Annotated in this window: 16 protein-coding genes; 15 read left to right on the forward strand and 1 reads right to left on the reverse strand. The window is 72.3% G+C overall.

The features are described from left to right. Nucleotides 1–29 precede the first annotated feature (29 nt). From ftsW to ACZ5WK_RS06965, 9 genes are all read left to right on the forward strand, one after another. Nucleotides 30–1,337 carry a putative lipid II flippase FtsW gene (gene ftsW, locus ACZ5WK_RS06925; protein WP_465545946.1) on the forward strand — a complete coding sequence of 436 codons (1,308 nt, stop codon included), beginning with the start codon at nt 30–32 and terminating at the stop codon, nt 1,335–1,337. A 6-nt stretch (nt 1,338–1,343) separates the two neighbouring features. Further along, the gene (gene murG, locus ACZ5WK_RS06930) at nt 1,344–2,450 is read left to right on the forward strand and encodes an undecaprenyldiphospho-muramoylpentapeptide beta-N-acetylglucosaminyltransferase (RefSeq protein WP_465545695.1); all 1,107 of its coding nucleotides are present in this window, start codon (nt 1,344–1,346) and stop codon (nt 2,448–2,450) included. Beyond that, entirely contained in the window at nt 2,443–3,249 is an 807-nt protein-coding gene (locus ACZ5WK_RS06935; RefSeq protein WP_465545697.1) for a cell division protein FtsQ/DivIB, read from the forward strand. Before murG ends, ACZ5WK_RS06935 begins: the two co-directional genes overlap by 8 nt. A gap of 366 nt (nt 3,250–3,615) precedes the next feature. Beyond that, nucleotides 3,616–4,839 carry a cell division protein FtsZ gene (gene ftsZ, locus ACZ5WK_RS06940; RefSeq protein WP_465545699.1) on the forward strand — a complete coding sequence of 408 codons (1,224 nt, stop codon included), beginning with the start codon at nt 3,616–3,618 and terminating at the stop codon, nt 4,837–4,839. Next, nucleotides 4,836–5,570, forward strand: a complete 735-nt coding sequence (gene pgeF / locus ACZ5WK_RS06945) for a peptidoglycan editing factor PgeF (protein ID WP_465545701.1) — start codon at nt 4,836–4,838, stop codon at nt 5,568–5,570. The genes ftsZ and pgeF overlap by 4 nt, the downstream gene beginning before the upstream one ends. Beyond that, complete coding sequence (locus ACZ5WK_RS06950) at nt 5,567–6,355, forward strand: YggS family pyridoxal phosphate-dependent enzyme (RefSeq protein ID WP_465545703.1); 789 nt, start codon at nt 5,567–5,569, stop codon at nt 6,353–6,355. Before pgeF ends, ACZ5WK_RS06950 begins: the two co-directional genes overlap by 4 nt. A gap of 298 nt (nt 6,356–6,653) precedes the next feature. Beyond that, nucleotides 6,654–7,256, forward strand: coding sequence for a cell division protein SepF (locus ACZ5WK_RS06955; RefSeq protein WP_030391444.1), 603 nt, complete (start codon nt 6,654–6,656; stop codon nt 7,254–7,256). 93 nt (nt 7,257–7,349) lie between these two features. Further along, nucleotides 7,350–7,631 (forward strand): YggT family protein, encoded by a 282-nt coding sequence (locus ACZ5WK_RS06960; protein WP_238740330.1) that lies wholly within the window; start codon nt 7,350–7,352, stop codon nt 7,629–7,631. A gap of 59 nt (nt 7,632–7,690) precedes the next feature. Further along, complete coding sequence (locus tag ACZ5WK_RS06965; RefSeq protein WP_465545705.1) at nt 7,691–9,022, forward strand: DivIVA domain-containing protein; 1,332 nt, start codon at nt 7,691–7,693, stop codon at nt 9,020–9,022. Nucleotides 9,023–9,185: 163 nt separating this feature from the next. Here ACZ5WK_RS06965 and ileS read toward each other — a convergent pair whose 3' ends face one another. Then, the gene (gene ileS / locus ACZ5WK_RS06970) at nt 9,186–12,368 is read right to left on the reverse strand and encodes an isoleucine--tRNA ligase (RefSeq protein ID WP_465545707.1); all 3,183 of its coding nucleotides are present in this window, start codon (nt 12,366–12,368) and stop codon (nt 9,186–9,188) included. A gap of 622 nt (nt 12,369–12,990) precedes the next feature. Between ileS and ACZ5WK_RS06975 the strand changes: the two genes are divergently transcribed. From ACZ5WK_RS06975 to ACZ5WK_RS07000, 6 genes are all read left to right on the forward strand, one after another. Continuing rightward, on the forward strand, nt 12,991–13,500 hold the full coding sequence (locus ACZ5WK_RS06975; RefSeq protein WP_465545709.1) for a TraR/DksA family transcriptional regulator: 510 nt from the start codon (nt 12,991–12,993) through the stop codon (nt 13,498–13,500). A 209-nt stretch (nt 13,501–13,709) separates the two neighbouring features. Beyond that, complete coding sequence (gene lspA, locus ACZ5WK_RS06980; protein ID WP_465545711.1) at nt 13,710–14,288, forward strand: signal peptidase II; 579 nt, start codon at nt 13,710–13,712, stop codon at nt 14,286–14,288. Nucleotides 14,289–14,360: 72 nt separating this feature from the next. Next, entirely contained in the window at nt 14,361–15,299 is a 939-nt protein-coding gene (locus tag ACZ5WK_RS06985) for an RluA family pseudouridine synthase (RefSeq protein WP_396319362.1), read from the forward strand. A gap of 1 nt (nt 15,300) precedes the next feature. Continuing rightward, on the forward strand, nt 15,301–15,771 hold the full coding sequence (locus ACZ5WK_RS06990; RefSeq protein WP_465545714.1) for a GNAT family N-acetyltransferase: 471 nt from the start codon (nt 15,301–15,303) through the stop codon (nt 15,769–15,771). A gap of 208 nt (nt 15,772–15,979) precedes the next feature. Next, a complete protein-coding gene (locus ACZ5WK_RS06995; RefSeq protein ID WP_465545716.1) occupies nt 15,980–18,820 on the forward strand; it encodes an alpha/beta fold hydrolase in 2,841 nt (946 codons plus the stop codon). Between the two features lie 103 nt (nt 18,821–18,923). After that, entirely contained in the window at nt 18,924–19,781 is an 858-nt protein-coding gene (locus ACZ5WK_RS07000; RefSeq protein ID WP_465545718.1) for an ABC transporter permease, read from the forward strand. Nucleotides 19,782–19,812: the final 31 nt, after the last annotated feature.

Raw genomic sequence — 19,812 nt, forward strand, 5'->3', positions numbered from 1 at the left:
CGGAGAAGAGCCCGGCCGATCCGTGGCGGGTGATCTCGGCCACCACGACCGCCTACAAATCGGCCGGCCCGGTGGCCCGGGCACAGGCCTTCCGGGCCCGCCTGCGATACACGCTGGACCGGCCGCTGACGCCCTATCTGCTGATCATCGGCTCGACGCTGCTGCTGGTGGTGCTGGGCCTGCTGATGGTCTTCTCCGCCTCGCAGATCCTCGCCCTGGGCCAGCACCGCTCGTCGCAGTTCTACTTCCTCAAGCAGCTGGTCGCGGCGATGCTCGGGCTCGTCCTGCTGATCGGCTTCGCGTCCGTGCCGGTCGCGGTGCTGCGGGTGATCACCTATCCGGTGATGTTCGGGGTGATCGGCGCGCTGGCGCTGGTCGCCGTCCCCGGCATCGGGGTGGAGGTCAACGGCAACCGGAACTGGCTGGATCTGGGCTTCTTCCAGTTCCAGCCGTCCGAGTTCGCCAAGCTCGCCTTGGTGCTCTGGGGCGCCGACCTGCTCGCCCGCAAACAGAAGAACGGCAGCCTCGACCAGTGGAAGCACCTGCTGGTCCCGCTGGTCCCGGGCGCCCTGCTGCTGCTGGCGATGATCATGCTCGGCGGTGACATGGGCACCTCGATGATCCTGGTGGCCGTGCTGTTCGGCCTGCTCTGGATGGTCGGCGCCCCGCTGCGGCTGTTCGTGGCCACCCTCGGCGTCGCCGTCGTGGTCTGCACCGCCCTGGTGGTGACCGTCCCGCACCGGGCCGAACGGCTCGCCTGCATCGGCGTCACCAAGCTCGACCCGGCCGGCGCCTGTTTCCAGGCGCTGCACGGCATCCAGGCGTTCGGGCTCGGCGGTCTCTTCGGGTCCGGGCTCGGCGCGGGCGTCGAGAAATGGGGCCAGCTCCCGGAGGCGCACACCGACTTCATCTTCGCCGCGACCGGCGAGGAACTGGGCCTGGTGGGGACGCTGTCGGTGATCGGCCTCTTTGCGGCACTAGGCTACGCGGGTATCCGTGTGGCCATCGGTACGAAGGACCCCTTCGTCAGGTACGCCGCGGGAGCCGCCACCACGTGGATCATGGCACAGGCCGTGATCAACCTCGGGTCGGCGCTGGGACTGCTGCCCATCGCGGGCGTCCCGCTCCCGCTGTTCTCCTACGGCGGTTCCGCCATGCTGTCGGCCATGTCCGCGATCGGTGTGCTGCTCTGCCTCGCACGCAGCACCTCGGGCGCGAAGGCGGCCCTGGCCGCCCGGAGCAAGAACTCCCGGGTCAGGAGACGACTGGCCCGGGTGCTGCCACGACGACGAACCACAGCGCGCCCGGCCCCGGTGCCGGCGCGCAGGGAGCGGTGAATTTCGGTGCATGTCGTACTCGCCGGCGGGGGGACCGCCGGTCACATCGAGCCGGCCCTCGCCCTCGCGGACGCCCTCCGCAGGCACGACCCGTCCATCGGGATCACCGCCCTGGGCACCGAACGCGGTCTGGAGACCCGGCTGGTACCCGAGCGCGGCTACCAGCTGGAGCTGATCCCGGCCGTCCCGCTGCCGCGCAAGCCCACCCCCGAGCTGATCACCGTCCCGGGCCGGCTGCGCGGCACCGTCCGGGCCGCCCAGGAGATCATCGAGCGGGTCAACGCCGACGTCGTGGTCGGCTTCGGCGGCTACGTCGCGATGCCGGCCTACCTGGCCGCCAAGCGGGCCGGCGTGCCGATCGTGGTGCACGAGGCCAACGCCCGGCCCGGCCTGGCCAACAAGATCGGCGCCCGGTACAGCGACTTCGTCGCCGTCTCCACGCCGGACAGCAAGCTGCGCGACTCCCGGTACATCGGCATCCCGCTGCGCCGGACCATCGCCACGCTGGACCGCAACGCGGCCCGCCCGGAGGCCCGGCACTACTTCGGCCTCGACCAGCGGCTGCCCACCCTGCTCGTCTCCGGCGGCTCGCAGGGCGCCCGCCGGCTCAACGAGACCGTCACCGCGATCGCGCCGCGGCTCCAGCAGTACGGCGTGCAGATCCTGCACGCGGTCGGCCCGAAGAACGAGCTGCCGCAGGTGGACGACATCCCCGGGATGCCGCCCTACCGCCCGGTGCCGTACGTGGACCGGATGGACCTCGCGTACGCGGCCGCCGACCTGATGCTCTGCCGGGCCGGCGCCATGACGGTGGCCGAGCTGGCCGCCGTCGGCCTGCCCGCCGCCTTCGTCCCGCTGCCGATCGGCAATGGCGAGCAGCGGCTGAACGCCCAGCCGATGGTCAAGGCCGGCGGCGGCCTGCTGGTCGACGACGCGGAGCTGACCCCGGACTGGGTGCTGCAGAACGTGCTGCCGGTGCTCACCGACCCGCAGAAGCTCTGGGACATGAGCCGGGCGGCCGCCGAGTTCGGCCGCCGGGACGCCGACGAGCTGCTGGTCGGCATGGTGTACGAGGCGATCGAGGCCGCCCGGGGTGGTCGCCGACGTGGCTGACGGCCGGCTCGCCGACCCTCCCCCGGCCTCCGGCCGGGGGTACGCCCAGGACGAGGTGGAGTTCGGGGACGAGGGGTACGCTCCCCGGCTCCGGCTCTCCCGGCGGGGCATCGTGGTGCTGGGCGCGCTCGGCGCCGCGGTGATCGGCGGGCTGGCCTGGCTGGTGTTCCTGTCGTCGGTGCTGGACGTGCGCAGCGTCTCGGTGCAGGGCGTGCAGGACGACAAGCTGACGGTCGACCAGGTCCGCTCGGCGATCGGCGAGGTCGGCGGCGGCCCGCTGGCCCGGGTGGACCTGGCCGACGTCGAGCGGCGGGTGAAGGCGATCCCGCGGGTGGCCGGGGCCGAGGTCTGGCGCGGCTGGCCGCACACGCTGCAGGTGAAGATCGTCCAGCGCACGGCGGTCGCCGCCGTCAAGGGGGAGGACGGTCAGTTCACCCAGGTGGACGCGGGCGGCGTGAGCTTCGCCACCGAGGCGACCGCCCCCGAGGGGGTGCCGGTGGTCGAGCTGCGGCTCGGTCAGCCGGCGCGGGACGCGGACTCGGTGATCACCCGTTCGCAGTTGGTGCAGGGCGCGGTGGCGGTGGCCGCCGGCCTGCCCGCCGAGGTCCGGCAACGGGCCGGGGCGGTGCTGGTGCACTCCTACGACGACATCCAGGTGCAGCTCAGCGGGGGTGCGACGGTCCGCTGGGGGAGTCCGGAGCAGACTGATCGCAAGGCCCGGGTGCTGGTGGCGCTGCTGCATCAGAAGGGTACGAACTTCGATGTCAGCGCTCCGGAGGCGCCGGCGGTGTCCGGATGATCCGGTAGGTTCTCTGTCTGGGGGAGGGGTTGACGCGGGTTTCGTGTCGGCCTGACCCTTGGTGGTCACCCCGGTTTCATAAGCCGGTTGATGATCACATAGGCTCAAAAGAAAAAGGGAAGCTCGGCGTGTTCGTTGAAACACGTGCCCGGGGCCACCTAGTGTCCTGTGTCACCAGACTGTGTCCCCTGGTGATGTGACGGGGGCACAGGACTAACCCTAAAGGTCAAGTTTAGGGTTGGGGTCGGCGGTCGGCATTTCGGACATTCAGTCAGAAACCAGGCTCCCTACCCATCGACATCCGTCGGAACGACACCCCACCGGGAGTCGGGCCGACCCGGAAATTCGAGGCGAGAGGCCTTCGACGTGGCAGCACCGCAGAACTACCTCGCAGTCATCAAGGTCGTCGGTATCGGCGGCGGTGGTGTCAACGCCATCAACCGGATGATCGAGGTCGGTCTCAAGGGCGTCGAGTTCATCGCGATCAACACCGATGCGCAGGCCCTCCTGATGAGCGACGCCGACGTCAAGCTCGATGTGGGCCGTGAACTCACCCGGGGCCTCGGCGCCGGCGCCAACCCCGAGGTCGGCCGGAAGGCCGCCGAGGACCACCGCGAGGAGATCGAGGAGGTCCTCAAGGGGGCCGACATGGTCTTCGTCACCGCCGGCGAGGGCGGCGGCACCGGCACCGGCGGCGCGCCCGTCGTGGCCAACATCGCCCGCTCGCTCGGTGCGCTGACCATCGGTGTGGTCACCCGCCCCTTCACCTTCGAGGGCCGGCGTCGCGCCAACCAGGCGGAGGACGGCATCGCCGGCCTGCGCGAAGAGGTCGACACCCTGATCGTGATCCCCAACGACCGGCTGCTGTCCATCTCGGACCGCCAGGTCAGCGTGCTGGACGCGTTCCGCTCCGCCGACCAGGTGCTGCTCTCCGGCGTCCAGGGCATCACCGACCTGATCACCACCCCGGGCCTGATCAACCTCGACTTCGCCGACGTCAAGTCCGTCATGTCGGACGCCGGCTCGGCGCTGATGGGCATCGGCTCCGCCCGCGGGGAGGACCGCGCCAAGGCGGCCGCCGTGATGGCGATCTCCTCGCCGCTGCTGGAGGCGTCGATCGACGGCGCCCGCGGTGTCCTGCTCTCCATCTCCGGCGGCTCCGACCTCGGCCTGTTCGAGATCAACGAGTCCGCCCAGCTGGTCAGCGAGGCCGCGCACCCCGAGGCCAACATCATCTTCGGTGCGGTCATCGACGACGCGCTCGGCGACGAGGTCCGCGTCACCGTGATCGCCGCGGGCTTCGACGGCGGCCAGCCGCCGGCCATCGTCCGCGACCCGGTGGTCAAGGCCGGCCAGACGGCCCCCTCCACGCCGGCCCCCGCCCCGGAGCGCCCGGCGAGCCGGCCCTCGTACGGGAGCATCGGCTCGGTGACGGCCCGCCCGGAGGGTGAGACCGCCGGCGCGCCGCGTCCGTCCGAGGCGCCGTCCACCGCGACCGCCGCACCCGTGCCTCCGCAGGTGCAGCCCGCCCGCCAGCCGTTCGTGGAGAGCCCCGCCGAGGAGCTCGACGTCCCGGACTTCCTTAAGTGATCGATCGCACGTCCCGCAACGGTGCTCACTTCGCCTTCACCACCCGGTGGGGCGGGGTGAGCACTTCGCCGTACGGGGAGCTGAACCTCGGCGGTGCGGTGGGGGACGACCCGGCCGTGGTCCGGGAGAACCGGGCGATCGCGGCCCGCTCGCTGGGGCTCGACCCGGCGGACGTGGTCTGGATGAACCAGGTGCACGGCGCGGACGTCGCCGTGGTGACGGAACGCCAGCCGCCGGGGGAGGCCCCGAGGGTGGACGCGGTGGTCACCGACCGGCCGCTGGCGCTGGCGGTCCTGACCGCCGACTGCACCCCCGTCCTGCTGGCCGACCCGGTGGCGGGCGTGGCGGGGGCGGCCCACGCGGGCCGGCCCGGGCTGGCGGCCGGCGTGGTGCCGGCGGTGGTCGGGGCCATGGTGGAGCTGGGCGCCGAGCCGGGGCGGATCACCGCCGCGATCGGGCCCGCGGTCTGCGGCCGCTGCTACGAAGTGCCGGCCGCGTTGCGCGCCGAAGTCGCCGGACTGGTGCCGGCCGCGTACGCCGAGACCTCCTGGGGCACGCCGGCCCTGGACCTGCCGGAAGGAGTGGCGGCTCAGCTGGCCGCTGCGGGAGTCACCGAGTTGGTGCGATCATCGGTCTGCACCCTCGAATCCTCCGATCACTACTCCTACCGCCGCGAGCAGCGCACGGGCCGGCTCGCGAGCTACGTCTGGTTGGGCTCTGAACTCTCATGACGAACGACATCTACGGACCGTTCCCGGGCAGCCAGGAATTCCTCTCCGCCCTGACACAGGGACAGCGGGCCCGGTACGAGGAGCTCGGGACCAGCCTCGAGGTCGTCGAGCGCCGGATCGCGGACGCCTGTGCGGCCGCCGGGCGGGCGCGTGACGAGGTGAAGCTGGTCGTGGTCACCAAGACCTACCCGGCCGAGGACACCGCGCTGCTGGCCGCACTGGGCGTCACCGATGTCGCGGAGAACCGCGACCAGGACGCCGCTCCCAAGGCGGAGCAGTGCAGAAACCTTCCGCTGGACTGGCACTTCGTCGGCCAGCTGCAGACCAACAAGGTCCGCTCGGTGGTCCGGTACGCGAACCACGTGCACTCGGTGGACCGGCTGCGGCTGGTCGGATCGCTCTCCGCGGCGGTGCTCAAGTCCGGGCGGCCGGAGCTGGGTTGCCTGGTCCAGGTCGCACTGGAGAAGGAGCAGGGCGAGGGGGAGGGCCGGGCCGGGGTCGCCCCGGCGGAGGTCGGGGCGCTGGCCGACGCGATCGCGCAGGCGCCCGGGCTCCGGCTGGACGGTGTGATGACCGTCGCGCCGCTCGCCGGACCGTTCGCCGCGGATCCGGCCCGGGCGTTCGCGCGGCTGGCGGAAATCGCAACCGCCGTACGGACGGCCCATCCTGCTGCCACCATGGTTTCCGCAGGAATGAGTGGTGACCTTGAGCAGGCCGTTGCCGCCGGGGCGACACATGTGCGCGTCGGAACGGCGGTACTCGGAGTGCGGTCACCCCTCAGGTAACGTCACCGGGTAGTAGATCAGACTGCAGGACAAAATAGGACAGAAACTAGCAGCTTTCCAGAGCGCTAGCGAACCGTGGATCGCAGCTCCGCGGCCCCCACCCACGACTTCTGAGCGGCCGTCGGCCTGACGGGCAGTCGTGGGCGGACCGCGGAATCCGCAGGCAGGGCCGTACGGCGTGGCCGCCGGGACGGGGCCGGTCCGCAGAGCGAGCGGAGCGGGCGACCATCGGAAGGTGCGCGTTCGCGAAGCAGCCACCGAGCGCAGCGAGGTGGACATGAGCGGAGGAGACAGGAGCATGGCCGGCGCAATGCGCAAGATGGCGGTCTACCTCGGCCTCGTGGAGGACGAGACGTACGACGGTCAGGGGTACGACCCCGACGACGACTACGACGCGGACCCCGAGCCGATTCGCACCGGGCGGACGGAGGACATCCCCCGGCCTGCCTCTCCGGCGCCCGCCCCGGTCTCCTCGATCACGCCGCAGCCCGTGCCGGCCGCGGTCCCGATCCGGCAGGAGACTCCGAGGATGGCCCCAGTGTCGTCCATCACACCCGAACGCCGCCACAACCTGGAGAAGAGCGCCCCGGTGATCATGCCAAAGGTAGTGAACGAACGAGAGCCCTACCGCATCACCACGCTGCACCCCCGGACCTACAACGAGGCCCGTACCATCGGGGAACAGTTCCGTGGCGGCACCCCGGTGATCATGAATTTGACCGAGATGGACGACACTGACGCGAAGCGCCTCGTAGACTTCGCCGCTGGACTCGTCTTCGGTCTGCACGGCAGTATCGAGCGCGTGACACAGAAGGTGTTCCTGCTGTCGCCTGCTAACGTCGATGTCACGGCGGAGGACAAGGCTCGGATCGCCGAGGGTGGGTTCTTCAACCAGAGCTGACCCGACCACGACTTTACGTGTGGATCTGATCGACAGTGAGTTAGTGACAGGCAGCAGGGCCCGAGGGCCGAGAACCGGGGAGAGGGAAGCGCGATGGGGATCGTGTGGGCGGTGCTCTATTACGCGCTGACCGTCTTCCTGGTGTTCCTGCTTGCGCGGCTGGTGATGGACTGGGTGTTCCAGTTCGCGCGTTCGTGGCGGCCTGGCAAGGCCATGGTCCTGGTCCTGGAGGCCACGTACACTGTCACGGATCCGCCGCTCAAGCTTCTTCGGCGGTTCATTCCGCCGTTGCGTCTCGGGGGCGTGGCGCTCGACCTGTCCTTCTTCGTACTGATGATCATTGTGTATGTCCTGATCTCGCTTGTGCGGCCCTAGTCGTAGGTGAGCGATGCGACAGGATGCCGGTGTGCCGACGATCACGTTGAGGTGAAGAGATGCCATTGACCCCCGAGGACGTTCGGAACAAGCAGTTCACGACCGTCCGCCTGCGCGAAGGCTATGACGAGGACGAGGTCGATGCCTTCCTCGACGAGGTCGAGGCGGAGCTGACCCGCCTTCTCCGCGAGAACGAGGACCTGCGCGCCAAGCTGGCCGCCGCGACCCGTGCCGCCGCGCAGAACCAGGCCAACATGCGCAAGGAGCCGCCGCAGGACTCGCGTCCCGGCGCCCCCGTGCCGGCCGCCATATCCGGCCCGCCGGTCCCCCAGCAGCAGGGCCCCGGTCCGCAGCAGATGGGTGGCCCCGGCGGTCCGCAGCAGATGGGCGGCCCGCAGCAGCAGCAGATGGGTAACCAGCCCCTCGGCCTGCCGTCCGGCGCCCCGCAGCTCCCGTCCGGCCAGGGCGGCCCGATGGGTGGCCCGCAGCAGCAGATGAACCAGACCATGGGCGGCCAGCAGCAGCTGGTCCAGCCGATGGGCGGTCAGATGCTCCAGCCCATGGGCGGTCCCGGTGGCCCGCAGCAGATGGGCAACCCGATGGGCCAGGGCATGGGCCAGCAGCAGATGCAGCAGATGGGCGGCCCCATGGGCGGCCCGCAGCAGCAGCAGATGGGCGGCCCGCTCGGCGCCCCGATGCAGCAGCAGGGCCCCGGTGGCGACAGCGCGGCCCGCGTGCTGGCGCTCGCCCAGCAGACCGCCGACCAGGCGATCTCCGAGGCCCGTTCCGAGGCCAACAAGATCGTCGGCGAGGCGCGCAGCCGGGCCGAGGGTCTGGAGCGCGACGCCCGGGCCAAGGCCGACGCCCTGGAGCGGGACGCGCAGGAGAAGCACCGCGTCGCGATGGGCTCGCTGGAGTCCGCGCGGGCCACGCTGGAGCGCAAGGTCGAGGACCTGCGGGCGTTCGAGCGTGAGTACCGCACGCGTCTGAAGTCCTACCTGGAGACCCAGCTGCGCCAGCTGGAGTCGCAGGCGGACGACTCGCTCGCCCCGCCGCGCATCCCGGCCACCGCTTCGCTGCCGCCGGCCGCGTCGTCGATGGCTCCGGCCGGTGCGTCCGCGATGAGCAGCGGTGCGCCGAGCTTCGGTGGCAACCAGCCGTCCTTCGGTGGCAACCAGCCGTCGTTCGGTGGGCAGAGCTCGTTCGGCGGCAACTCCGGTGCGCCGAGCTTCGGCGGGCAGGCGTCGGGCGGCAACTCCGGTGCGCCGCAGATGCAGCCGGCCGGGATGACGCAGCCGATGGCGGCCGTCCGTCCGCAGCCTCCGCAGCCGATGCAGCAGGCGCCGGCGCCGATGCGCGGGTTCCTGATCGACGAGGACGGCGACAACTAAGCGGTACGCAGTACATCGAGGGCGCCCCCTCTGTGACCTCCGGGTCACGGTGGGGGCGCCCTCGTTTCGTCCCCGGGAGCGTCCCGGGACCGCCGGGGGAACGGGCGGGGGAACGGCGAAGCCGCCGTCACCGGGGAGGTGACGGCGGCTTCGGCGCGTTCGGTCAGGCCTTGCGGAGCTGGAAGGCGAGGCCGAGGCCCTCGTCGGAGAAGGTCTCGGACTCCCAGTCGGCGGCGCCGGCGGAGAAGTCGGTGGCCAGGACCTCCTCGGCGACCAGGGGACCGTGCTCGGCGATGGCCTCGGCGGTCTCCTCGGTCGTGGCGCGCCAGCGCAGGACGATCCGGTCGGCGACGTCCAGGCCGGAGTTCTTGCGGGCCTCCTGGATCTGGCGGATCGCGTCGCGGGCGATGCCCAGGCGCTTGAGCTCCGGCGTGATGGCCAGGTCGAGGGCGACGGTGGCGCCGGACTCGTTGGCGACGGCCCAGCCCTCGCGCGGGGTCTCGGTGATGATCACCTCGTCGGGAGAGAGGGAGATCTGCTCACCGTTCAGCTCCACCGAGGCGGCGCCGGTGGCCCGCAGGCCGGCGGCGAGCGCGGCGGCGTCGGCGGCGGCGACCGCCTTGGCGACGTCCTGCACGCCCTTGCCGAAACGCTTGCCCAGCGCACGGAAGTTGGCCTTGGCGGTGGTGTCGACCAGCGAGCCGCCCACCTCTGCCAGCGACTCCAGGGTGGAGACGTTCAGCTCCTCGGCGATCTGCGCGCGCAGGTCGGCCGGCAGCTCCTCCCAGCCCTGGGCGGCGATCAGCGCCCGGGAGAGCGGCTGGCGGGTCTTCACGCCGGACTCGGCGCGGGTGGCCCGGCCGAGCTCCACGAGCCTGCGGACCAGCGCCATGTGGCGGGAGAGATCGGCGTCGATCAGCGTCTCGTCCGCATCCGGCCAGGTGGCCAGGTGGACCGAGGCCGGGGCGTCCGGGGCGACCGGGACGACCAGGTCCTGCCAGACCTGCTCGGTGATGAACGGGGTGAGCGGGGCCATCAGGCGCGTGACGGTCTCCAGCGCCTCGTGCAGGGTGGCGAGCGCGGCGGCGTCACCCTGCCAGAACCGGCGACGGCCACGGCGGACGTACCAGTTGGAGAGGTCGTCGACGAAGCCGGAGAGCAGCTTGCCGGCGCGCTGGGTGTCGTACGCCTCGAAGGCCGAGTCGACCTCGCGGACCAGGGTGTTCAGCTCGGAGAGCACCCAGCGGTCCAGCTGCGGGCGGTCGGCCGGGGCCGGGTCGGCCGCGGAGGGGGACCAGCCGGAGGTGCGGGCGTACAGGGCCTGGAAGGCGACGGTGTTCCAGTAGGTGAGGAGGGTCTTGCGGACCACCTCCTGGATGGTGTTGTGGCCGACCCGCCGGGCCGACCACGGCGAGCCGCCGGCCGCCATGAACCAGCGGACCGCGTCGGCGCCGTGCTGGTCCATCAGCGGGATCGGCTGCAGGATGTTGCCCAGGTGCTTGGACATCTTGCGGCCGTCCTCGGCCAGGATGTGGCCCAGGCAGACGACGTTCTCGTAGCTGTTCCTGTCGAACACCAGGGTGCCGACGGCCATCAGCGTGTAGAACCACCCGCGGGTCTGGTCGATCGCCTCGGAGATGAACTGCGCCGGGTAGCGCTTCTCGAACAGCTCCTTGTTCTGGTACGGGTAGCCGTACTGGGCGAAGGGCATCGAACCCGAGTCGTACCAGGCGTCGATCACCTCGGGCACCCGGGTCGCGGTGCCGGAGCACTCGCGGCAGGCGAAGGTGACGTCGTCGATGTACGGGCGGTGCGGGTCGAGGCCGCTCCGGTCGGTGCCGGTCAGCTCGGAGAGCTCGGCCAGCGAGCCGACGCAGGTGAGGTGGCCCTCCTCGCAGCGCCAGATCGGCAGCGGGGTGCCCCAGTAGCGGTTGCGGCTGAGCGCCCAGTCGATGTTGTTGTTCAGCCAGTCGCCGAAGCGGCCGTGCTTGACCGTCTCGGGGAACCAGTTGGTGGCCTCGTTCTCGCGGATCAGCGCGTCCTTGACGGCGGTGGTCCGGATGTACCAGGACGGCTGCGCGTAGTAGAGCAGTGCGGTGTGGCAGCGCCAGCAGTGCGGGTAGCTGTGCTCGTACGGCACGTGGCGGAAGAGCAGGCCGCGCTCCTTGAGGTCCGCGACCAGGGCCTCGTCGGCCTTCTTGAAGAACTGGCCGCCGACCAGCGGGACCTCGGGGGCGAAGGTGCCGTCGGCGAGCACCGGGTTGACCACCGGCAGGCCGTAGCGGCGGCAGGTCGCCAGGTCGTCCGCGCCGAAGGCGGGGGACTGGTGGACGATGCCGGTGCCGTCCTCGGTGGTGACGTAGTCGGCGTTGAGGACGTAGTGCGCGTTCTCGATCTCGACCAGGTCGAACGGGCGGCGGTAGGCCCAGCGCTCCATCTCGGCGCCGGTGAACGACGGGCCGGTGGCCTCCCAGCCCTCGCCGAGGGCCTTGGCCAGCAGCGGCTCGGCGACGACCAGCCGCTCGTTGCCGTCGGTGGCCACGACGTAGGTGACGTCCGGGTGGACGGCGGCGGCGGTGTTGGAGACCAGGGTCCACGGGGTGGTCGTCCAGACCAGCAGCGAGGCCTGGCCCGCGAGCGGGCCGCTGGTCAGCGGGAAGCGGACGAAGACCGAGGGGTCCACCACGGTCTCGTAGCCCTGGGCCAGCTCGTGGTCGGACAGGCCGGTGCCGCAGCGCGGGCACCAGGGGGCGACGCGGTGGTCCTGGACCAGCAGGCCCTTGTCGAAGATCTGCTTGAGCGACCACCAGACGGACTGGACGTAGGACGGGTCCATCGTCCGGTAGGCCTCGTCGAGGTCGACCCAGTACCCCATGCGGGTGGTCAGCTCGGTGAAGGCGTCGGTGTGGCGGGTCACCGACTCGCGGCACTTGGCGTTGAACTCGGCGATGCCGTACGCCTCGATGTCCTGCTTGCCGGAGAAGCCGAGCTCCTTCTCGACGGCCAGCTCGACCGGGAGGCCGTGACAGTCCCAGCCGGCCTTGCGGGCGACGTGGTAGCCCTTCATCGTCCGGTAGCGGGGGAAGACGTCCTTGAAGACGCGGGCCTCGATGTGGTGGGCGCCGGGCATGCCGTTGGCGGTCGGCGGGCCCTCGTAGAAGACCCACTCGGGGCGGCCCTCGGACTGCTCCAGGCTGCGCTGGAAGACCTTGTTGTCCTGCCAGAACGACAGGATCCGGTGCTCCAGGGCAGGCAGGTCGACCTGCGCGGGAACGGGGTGATAGAGGGGGACCGCGCGAAGTGCGTCCTCAGAAGGGCGGTGGTGGGTGGCGGGTTGGGGGCTCATCGCGGGCGTCTACCTCCGGCGGATGCGTGGACGGGATCCGACGGAGGGACGAGACGGCATGCCGCCCCGCGGTACCACCCTCCTTGGCCGCGGTGCTGTCTGCGGCCCTCTTGTTTGGGCTTGCTGCCGGGTCTAGTGGGCCGCGGCGTGCTGCCTCGGCCGTTCTTCCGGCGGCTCCGGGGTGATCTTCCCGCCGTGCACGCCCCCGGGCTCGCACCGTCCCCGGGTCGCTGGTGGCTGCGTACGTCGGTACTCGTCCCATCTGCGCCTTGCAGGCCCAGTGTATCGGCCGCCGCAAGTCGGTTTTGTCCGTCGTTCCGGCTGTCACCGGAGCGCCGCCCGGGAGGTGGTTAGACAGGGGTGATCTGGGCACAACTCTGGTCAGCGCGCGGGGCGGGGCGGCTGTGACGGCTGCCTGGGTGGGATCATGGTGAGGCGTCGGTATGTCATGTTGTGACCGGTTTTGATGGGGATTATCGTTCCGGCACTGGAAGCCGCCGGGAACCGGCGGCTCGATTCGTTCGTAGATGGGGTCGAAGCCATGGCTGAGAAGGCAACCGGCGCGGGTACCGCCACCAAGCGGACACGCAAGGCCGTGGCAGGCGAACCAGGGGAGGGGACCGTGACCACTACCGCACGGCACAAGACCAGCAACGACGCCACCCTCGTGGCCCCCGGCCGCACCCGCGCGCCGGCCGCCACCGCGGCCCGTGGCGGAGGCGCCGAATCGGTGGACCCGGCCGAGCTTCCCGTCCGCCCGGGCGAGGACGCGTGGACCTCGGAGGAGGTGCGCGAGCTGCACGCCGAGCTGATCAGCGAGCTGGACCGGCTGCAGAACGAGATCGACGCCGCCGAGGCCGCCATCACCGGGCTGATGCGTGACTCCAACGACGGAGCCGGCGACGACCAGGTGGACGCCGGCACGAAGAACATCTCGCGGGAGAGCGAGCTGGCCCTGGCCAACAACGCCCGGGACAGCCTCGCCCAGACCGAGCACGCCCTCGTGCGACTGGAGGGCGTCGGCTTCGGCATCTGCGAATCCTGCGGCCAGGCCATCGGCAAGGCCCGGCTGCAGGCCTTCCCCCGGGCGACGCTCTGCGTCCAGTGCAAGGCCAAGCAGGAACGCCGCTGACCGGGACGACGCGGGGGGTCGGGCTTGCCGTACGCTCGACCCCGTAACGTCGCCCGACCGGCCCGGGTCGGCGACCAGCGGCCCACTCTCCCCCCCACCCTCGACCGGGGGGATCCCCATCGGCAGCGGAGCGGATCATCAGTACGCAAGGTTCCCCCCAGACGCGGGACGAAGCCGTCCCCACCCCCGCCGAAGCCGTGGAGGAGGCCGTGGCCGAGCCCGGTGAGGTGACCGCCGCCCCGGCGGCGCAGGAGGCGCAGAGGGGCCGGCGGCGGATCGGCGTCCTGCTGACCGTCGCGCTGGTCGCCTTCCTGATCGACCTGGGGACCAAGCTGCTGGTCGTGGCCAGGCTCGAGAACCATGCGGCGATCAAGGTGATCGGCGACGTGATGACCTTCCAGGTGATCCGCAACTCCGGGGCCGCCTTCGGCATGGGCCAGGCGCTCACCATCGTCTTCACCGTGATCGCCGCGTCCGTCATCGTGGTGATCTGGCGGATCGCCCGCCGTCTCTACAGCCTGCCGTGGGCGATCGCGCTCGGGCTGCTGCTCGGCGGCGCCCTGGGCAACCTCACCGACCGGCTGTTCCGCGCGCCGAGCGCCTTCCGCGGCCACGTGGTGGACTTCATCTCCGTCCAGCACTTCGCGGTCTTCAACCTCGCCGACTCGGCGATCGTCTGCGGCGGCATCCTGGTCGTCCTGCTCTCATTCCGTGGCAGCAACCCGGACGGCACCGTCCACCAGCAGGCCGAGAAGAGCGGGAAGGCCGACGGCGGCAAGGGCGAGTAGGACGGGCTCGGGCTCAGGGGGCGGGACCGGACGGGTAAGGGGCGGGCCCCCGCGTCCGGCATACTCGTACGGGTGAGTACCGCAGCGCAGATCCGCAGCCTCCCCGTACCCGACGGCCTGGAGGGCGAGCGCCTCGACGCCGCCCTCGCCCGGATGTTCGGCTTCTCCCGGACGAAGGCCGCCGAGTTGGCCGCCGACGGCAAGGTGACGCTCGACGGCGCCGTGGCCGGCAAGTCGGACCGGGTGACCGCCGGCTCCTGGCTGGAGGTCGAGATCCCCGCCCCCGCCGCGCCCGTGCAGATCGTCGCCGAGCACGTCGAGGGCATGCGCATCGTCCACGACGACGAGGACATCGTGCTCGTCGACAAGCCGGTCGGCGTCGCCGCGCACCCCAGCCCCGGCTGGACCGGCCCGACCGTCATCGGCGGCCTCGCCGCGGCCGGCTACCGCATCTCCACCTCCGGTGCCGCCGAGCGCCAGGGCATCGTGCACCGGCTCGACGTCGGCACCTCCGGCCTGATGGTGGTCGCCAAGTCCGAGCGCGCCTACACCGACCTCAAGCGGCAGTTCCACGACCGGGTGACCGAGAAGAAGTACCACACGCTGGTGCAGGGCCACCCGGACCCGATGAGCGGCACCGTGGACGCGCCGATCGGACGCCACCCCAGCTCCGACTGGAAGTGGGCGGTCACCCGTGACGGCAAGGCGTCCGTCACCCACTACGACCTGATCGAGGCCTACCGGGCCGCCTCGCTGCTGGACATCAAGCTGGAGACGGGCCGCACCCACCAGATCCGGGTCCACATGTCGGCGCTGCGCCACCCCTGCGTGGGCGACCTCACCTACGGTGCCGACCCGACGCTGGCCAAGCGGCTCGGGCTGACCCGGCAGTGGCTGCACGCGGTCTCGCTGGGCTTCGAGCACCCGTCGGACGGCGAGTGGGTGCAGTTCAGCAGCGAGTATCCGGCGGACCTGCGCAAGGCGCTGGACATCATCGCCTCGGAGAGCTGACATGAGCTCCCCCGCGGTGCGGATCCGGGTGGCCGAGGGCGCGGGCGACCTGGCGCTGGTGCACGGCGTCCGGCGCGAGGTGTTCATCGTCGAGCAGGGGATCGCCGAGGAGGAGGAGTGGGATCACCTCGATCCCACCTCCGAGCACCTGCTGGCGGTCGGGCCGGCCGGCGAGCCGCTGGGCACGGCCCGGCTGATCCACGGCGCGCAGGCGCTGGAGCTGACCGGCGGGACCGAGGGGCGGGTGCTGCTCGGGCGGCTCGCGGTCGTGAAGGCGGCGCGCGGGACGGGTCTGGGCGCCGAGCTGGTGCGGGCGGTCGAGGCGGCCGGGCGCGGGCGCGGGGCACGTGAGGTGGAGCTGCACGCGCAGGTGCAGGCGCTGGGGTTCTACGAGCGGCTCGGGTACGCGGCGGAGGGGCCGGTCTACGACGACGCGGGGATCCCGCACCGGACGATGACGCGGGTGCTGTAGGCGGCGGACGCCGGTCCGCCAGGGTGTCCGGTCCTCCGGGCGTCCCGGCGCCCTCCCATGCGCGGGCGGGGGAGGGCGCCCGGGGCGGGACGTGCGTACGACACCCGGGCGTAGGCGGGTGAATCGGGCGAACCGGCGCTGCCCGGCCGGGGATGTCCCGGGCGGCTTTATCGGACGCCTACCGGCTCGGCGGATACGATCACCGACCATGGAGCTCGGTGGGGCGTGGCGCCGGTGGCGCGGTCGCGGAACGGCGGCCGGACGGAGACTGCTGGCCGGCGCGGTGGCCCTGGTGGCGGTGGCCGGGGCCGGTACGGCGGTGGCCGTGGCGGACGGCGGGCAGCGGACGGTTCACCAGGAGAACCGTTTCCTCGGCATGCCGGAGACGCCCGGCAGCGACCGGCAGATCCAGTTGGACACCTCCTTCTTCACCACCGGGACGAGCCCGCGCCCGGCGGTCCTGCTCGGCCACGGCTTCGGCGGCTCCAAGGAGGGCGAGCGCGAGCGCGCCCAGCAGCTGGCCCGGCAGGGCTACGCGGTGCTGACCTGGTCGGCGCGCGGCTTCGGGCACTCCGCCGGGAAGATCGGCCTCAACGCGCCCGACCGCGAGGTACAGGACGTCAAGCACCTGGTCGACTGGCTGGCCCAGCGGCCGGAGGTGCAGCTGGACGGGCCCGGTGACCCGCGGGTGGGCATCACCGGCGCCTCGTACGGCGGGGCGGTGGCGCTGCTCGGCTCCGCCTACGACAGCCGGATCGACGCCGTGGCCAGCCAGATCACCTGGTGGAACCTGGCCGATGCGCTGTTCCCGCAGGGGGTTCGGGGCTCGGGCGCGGTGGACGGGGTGTTCAAGAAGCTCTGGGCCGGAATCTTCTTCACCACCGGGGCCGCGGGCGACCTCGGCCCGTCCGGCGGTGCGCCCCGGCCCGCGGCTGGGGCTCCCCCGGGTGGTCCCCAGGACGGCACGGGGGACGGGACGGTCGGCTGCGGGCGGTTCCTGGACGAGCTCTGCCGGATGTACGACCGGGTCGCGACCGCCGGGCACGCTGATCCGGAGGCGGTCGCGCTGCTGGAGCGCTCCAGCCCGTCCTCGGTGGCGGCGCGGCTCAAGGCACCGACGCTCGTCGTCCAGGGCCAGCAGGACTCGCTGTTCCCGCTCGACCAGGGCGACGCGATCGCCCGGGCGGTCGCGGCCAACGGCGCTCCGGTGGCGGTGGACTGGTTCGCCGGCGGCCACGACGGCGGCACCGACACCAGCGCCCGCGTCGACGACCGGGTGGGAGCCTGGTTCGACCGCTTCCTGAAGAATCGCGACCCGAAGGGCTCGGGGAACGACACCGGGCCGGCGTTCCGGGTCACCCGCACCGGCGGGGTCGACTCCACCGGCTTCCAGGCCGTGCTGCGCGGAGCCTCCGCCGACGCCTACCCGGGCCTCGGCGGCACCGGCTCGCGCACCGTCGAGCTGCGCACCGGTACGGCCGGCGCCGAGCAGACCTTCGCCAACCCGGCCGGCGGCGCCCCGCCGAACATCTCCGCGCTGCCCGGCGTCGGCGCGCTCAGCCAGGCCGCCGCCCTGGGCGCCGGGCTCTCACTGGACTTCCCCGGGCAGCACGCCACCTTCGACAGCGCGCCGCTGGACGGCGCGCTGCACCTGACCGGACAGCCCACCGTGCCGGTCCGGGTGCAGGCCGACAAGCCCGACGCGGTGCTCTTCGCCAAGCTGTACGACGTCGGGCCGGACGGCAAGCAGAGCCTGCCACAGCAGCTGGCCGCCCCGCTCCGGGTGACCGGCGCCGACGCGGCCGGCGGGAGGACCGTCACGGTGGCGCTGCCCGCCGTCGACCACACCTTCGCCGCCGGGCACCGGCTGCGGCTGGTGCTGGCCTCCACCGACCTGGCGTACGCCTCGCCCGCCGAGCCGGCCACCTACCGGGCGGCCGTGGCCGGGGCGCTCACCGTGCCGACCGTCGACGAGCTGGTCACCGAGGCGGCGCCGCTGCCCGCGCGGACCTGGCTGCTCCCGCTGGCCGCCGTCGCGGTGGCGGCCGCGCTGCTCCTGCTGCCGCGGCTGCGCCGGCGCGGCCGGCGCGCCCGCGGGCCGGCGTACGACCCGGCGCTGGCCGGGGTGCCACTGCAGATCACCGGTCTGAGCAAGCGCTACAAGGGCGCCGCCGACCGGTACGCCGTCCGGGAGTTGAGCTTCCGGGTGGAGCAGGGGCAGGTGCTCGGCCTGCTCGGGCCCAACGGCGCGGGCAAGACCACCACCCTGCGGATGCTGATGGGCCTGATCAGGCCCGACGAGGGCGAGATAAGGATCTTCGGCCACCTGGTGCGGCCGGGCACGCCGGTGCTCTCCCGGGTCGGCGCCTTCGTGGAGGGGGCCGGGTTCCTGCCGCACCTCACCGGCCGGGCCAACCTGCGGCTCTACTGGCAGGCGACCGGCCGCCCGGAGACGGACGCCCACCTGGAGGAGGCACTGGCCATCGCCGGGCTCGGCGAGGCGCTGGACCGGGCGGTACGCACCTACTCGCAGGGCATGCGCCAGCGGCTCGCCATCGCCCAGGCCATGCTCGGCCTGCCGGACCTGCTGATCCTGGACGAGCCGACCAACGGGCTGGACCCGCCGCAGATCCGTGAGATGCGCGAGGTGATGATCCGGTACGCGGCCGCCGGGCGGACCGTCATCGTCTCCAGCCACCTGCTCTCCGAGGTGGAACAGAGCTGCACCGACCTGGTGGTGATGGACCGCGGCCGGCTGGTCACCACCGGCGCCGTGGCCGAGATCGTCGGCGCGGGCGAGCTGCTGCTGGTCGGCACCCCGGCCTCGTACGGGCCGGAGGAGCTGGCGGCGGCCGCCGACAAGGCGGGCGGGCTGGCCGGTGTCGGCTCGGTCGAGACGGTCGAGGGCGGGCTGCTGGTGCGGCTGGACGGCATGGCGGCGAGCCGGCTGCTGGCCGAACTGGTGCGCCTCGGCGTGCCGGTGGAGCGGGCCGGGCCGCACCGCCGGCTGGAGGACGCGTTCCTGTCGCTGATCGGAGGCCCGGCGTGAGCGAGCGAGACGAGCGGATGATCAAGGGGTGCACGTTGTGCGAAACGCCTGCCGGGCGGTGGGGGCACCTCCCGGCCGCCAAGGCTGGGGGAGGGGTGGGGTCATGAGCACGGTCGTTTCACCGGACCACGCCGCCGGCTACCGGGCGGGCCGGACGCTGCCGCTGCGGGTCGAGGCGATGCGCCAGCTCCGGCGCCGCCGGACCATGGTGATCGGCGGGGTGCTGGCGGCGATGCCGTTCGTCATCCTGGCCGCGTTCCAGATCGGCGGCACACCGGGCCGGACCGACCGGACGACCTTCATCGAGCTGGCCACCGCCTCGGGGCCCAACTTCGCGACCACCATGCTCTTCATGGGCACCGGCTTCCTGCTGGTGATCCCGGTCGCGCTGTTCTGCGGGGACACGGTGGCCTCGGAGGCGAGCTGGTCCTCGCTGCGCTACCTGCTGGCCGCGCCGGTGCCCCGGGCCCGGCTGCTGGCGCGCAAGTTCGCGGTGGGGCTGGCGTTCTCGGCGGCCGCCGTGGTGATGCTGCCGGCGATCGGTCTGCTGGTGGGCACCGCCGCGTACGGCTGGGGGGACCTCAAGCTGCCGGCCGGGATGAGCCTGTCGGCGGGGGAGGCGCTGCCGCGGCTGGCGCTCGCGGTGGCGTTCGTCTTCCTGAGCGAGGTGGTGATCGCGGCGCTGGCGTTCTGGCTCTCCACCGCGACGGACGCGCCGCTGGGGGCGGTCGGCGGGGCGGTGTTCGCCTCGATCATCACCGGGGTGCTGGACGCCGTCACCGCGCTCGGCGGCCTGCGCGAGTGGCTGCCCGCGCACTGGCAGTACGCCTGGGCGGACGCCCTGCAGCCCCAGCTGGAGTGGGGCGGCATGGTGCAGGGCGTCTCGCTGTCGCTCTCCTACGCGGTGGTGCTGCTGGCGCTGGCGTTCCGCGGGTTCGCCCGCAAGGACGTGGTGTCCTGAGGGGTGCGCCTTCGCGGGCGCACCCCTCAGG

The sequence above is a fragment of the Kitasatospora sp. NPDC032757 genome, from assembly GCF_055579305.1.

Coding starts and splice junctions, on each gene's coding strand:
- ACZ5WK_RS07000 (WP_465545718.1), top strand. CDS start 18,924: ATGAGCACGGTCGTTTCACCGGACCACGCCGCCGGCTACCGGGCGGGC.
- ACZ5WK_RS06995 (WP_465545716.1), top strand. CDS start 15,980: ATGGAGCTCGGTGGGGCGTGGCGCCGGTGGCGCGGTCGCGGAACGGCG.
- ileS (WP_465545707.1), bottom strand. CDS start 12,368: ATGAGCCCCCAACCCGCCACCCACCACCGCCCTTCTGAGGACGCACTT.
- ACZ5WK_RS06965 (WP_465545705.1), top strand. CDS start 7,691: ATGCCATTGACCCCCGAGGACGTTCGGAACAAGCAGTTCACGACCGTC.
- ACZ5WK_RS06990 (WP_465545714.1), top strand. CDS start 15,301: ATGAGCTCCCCCGCGGTGCGGATCCGGGTGGCCGAGGGCGCGGGCGAC.
- ACZ5WK_RS06950 (WP_465545703.1), top strand. CDS start 5,567: ATGACGAACGACATCTACGGACCGTTCCCGGGCAGCCAGGAATTCCTC.
- ACZ5WK_RS06960 (WP_238740330.1), top strand. CDS start 7,350: ATGGGGATCGTGTGGGCGGTGCTCTATTACGCGCTGACCGTCTTCCTG.
- ACZ5WK_RS06955 (WP_030391444.1), top strand. CDS start 6,654: ATGGCCGGCGCAATGCGCAAGATGGCGGTCTACCTCGGCCTCGTGGAG.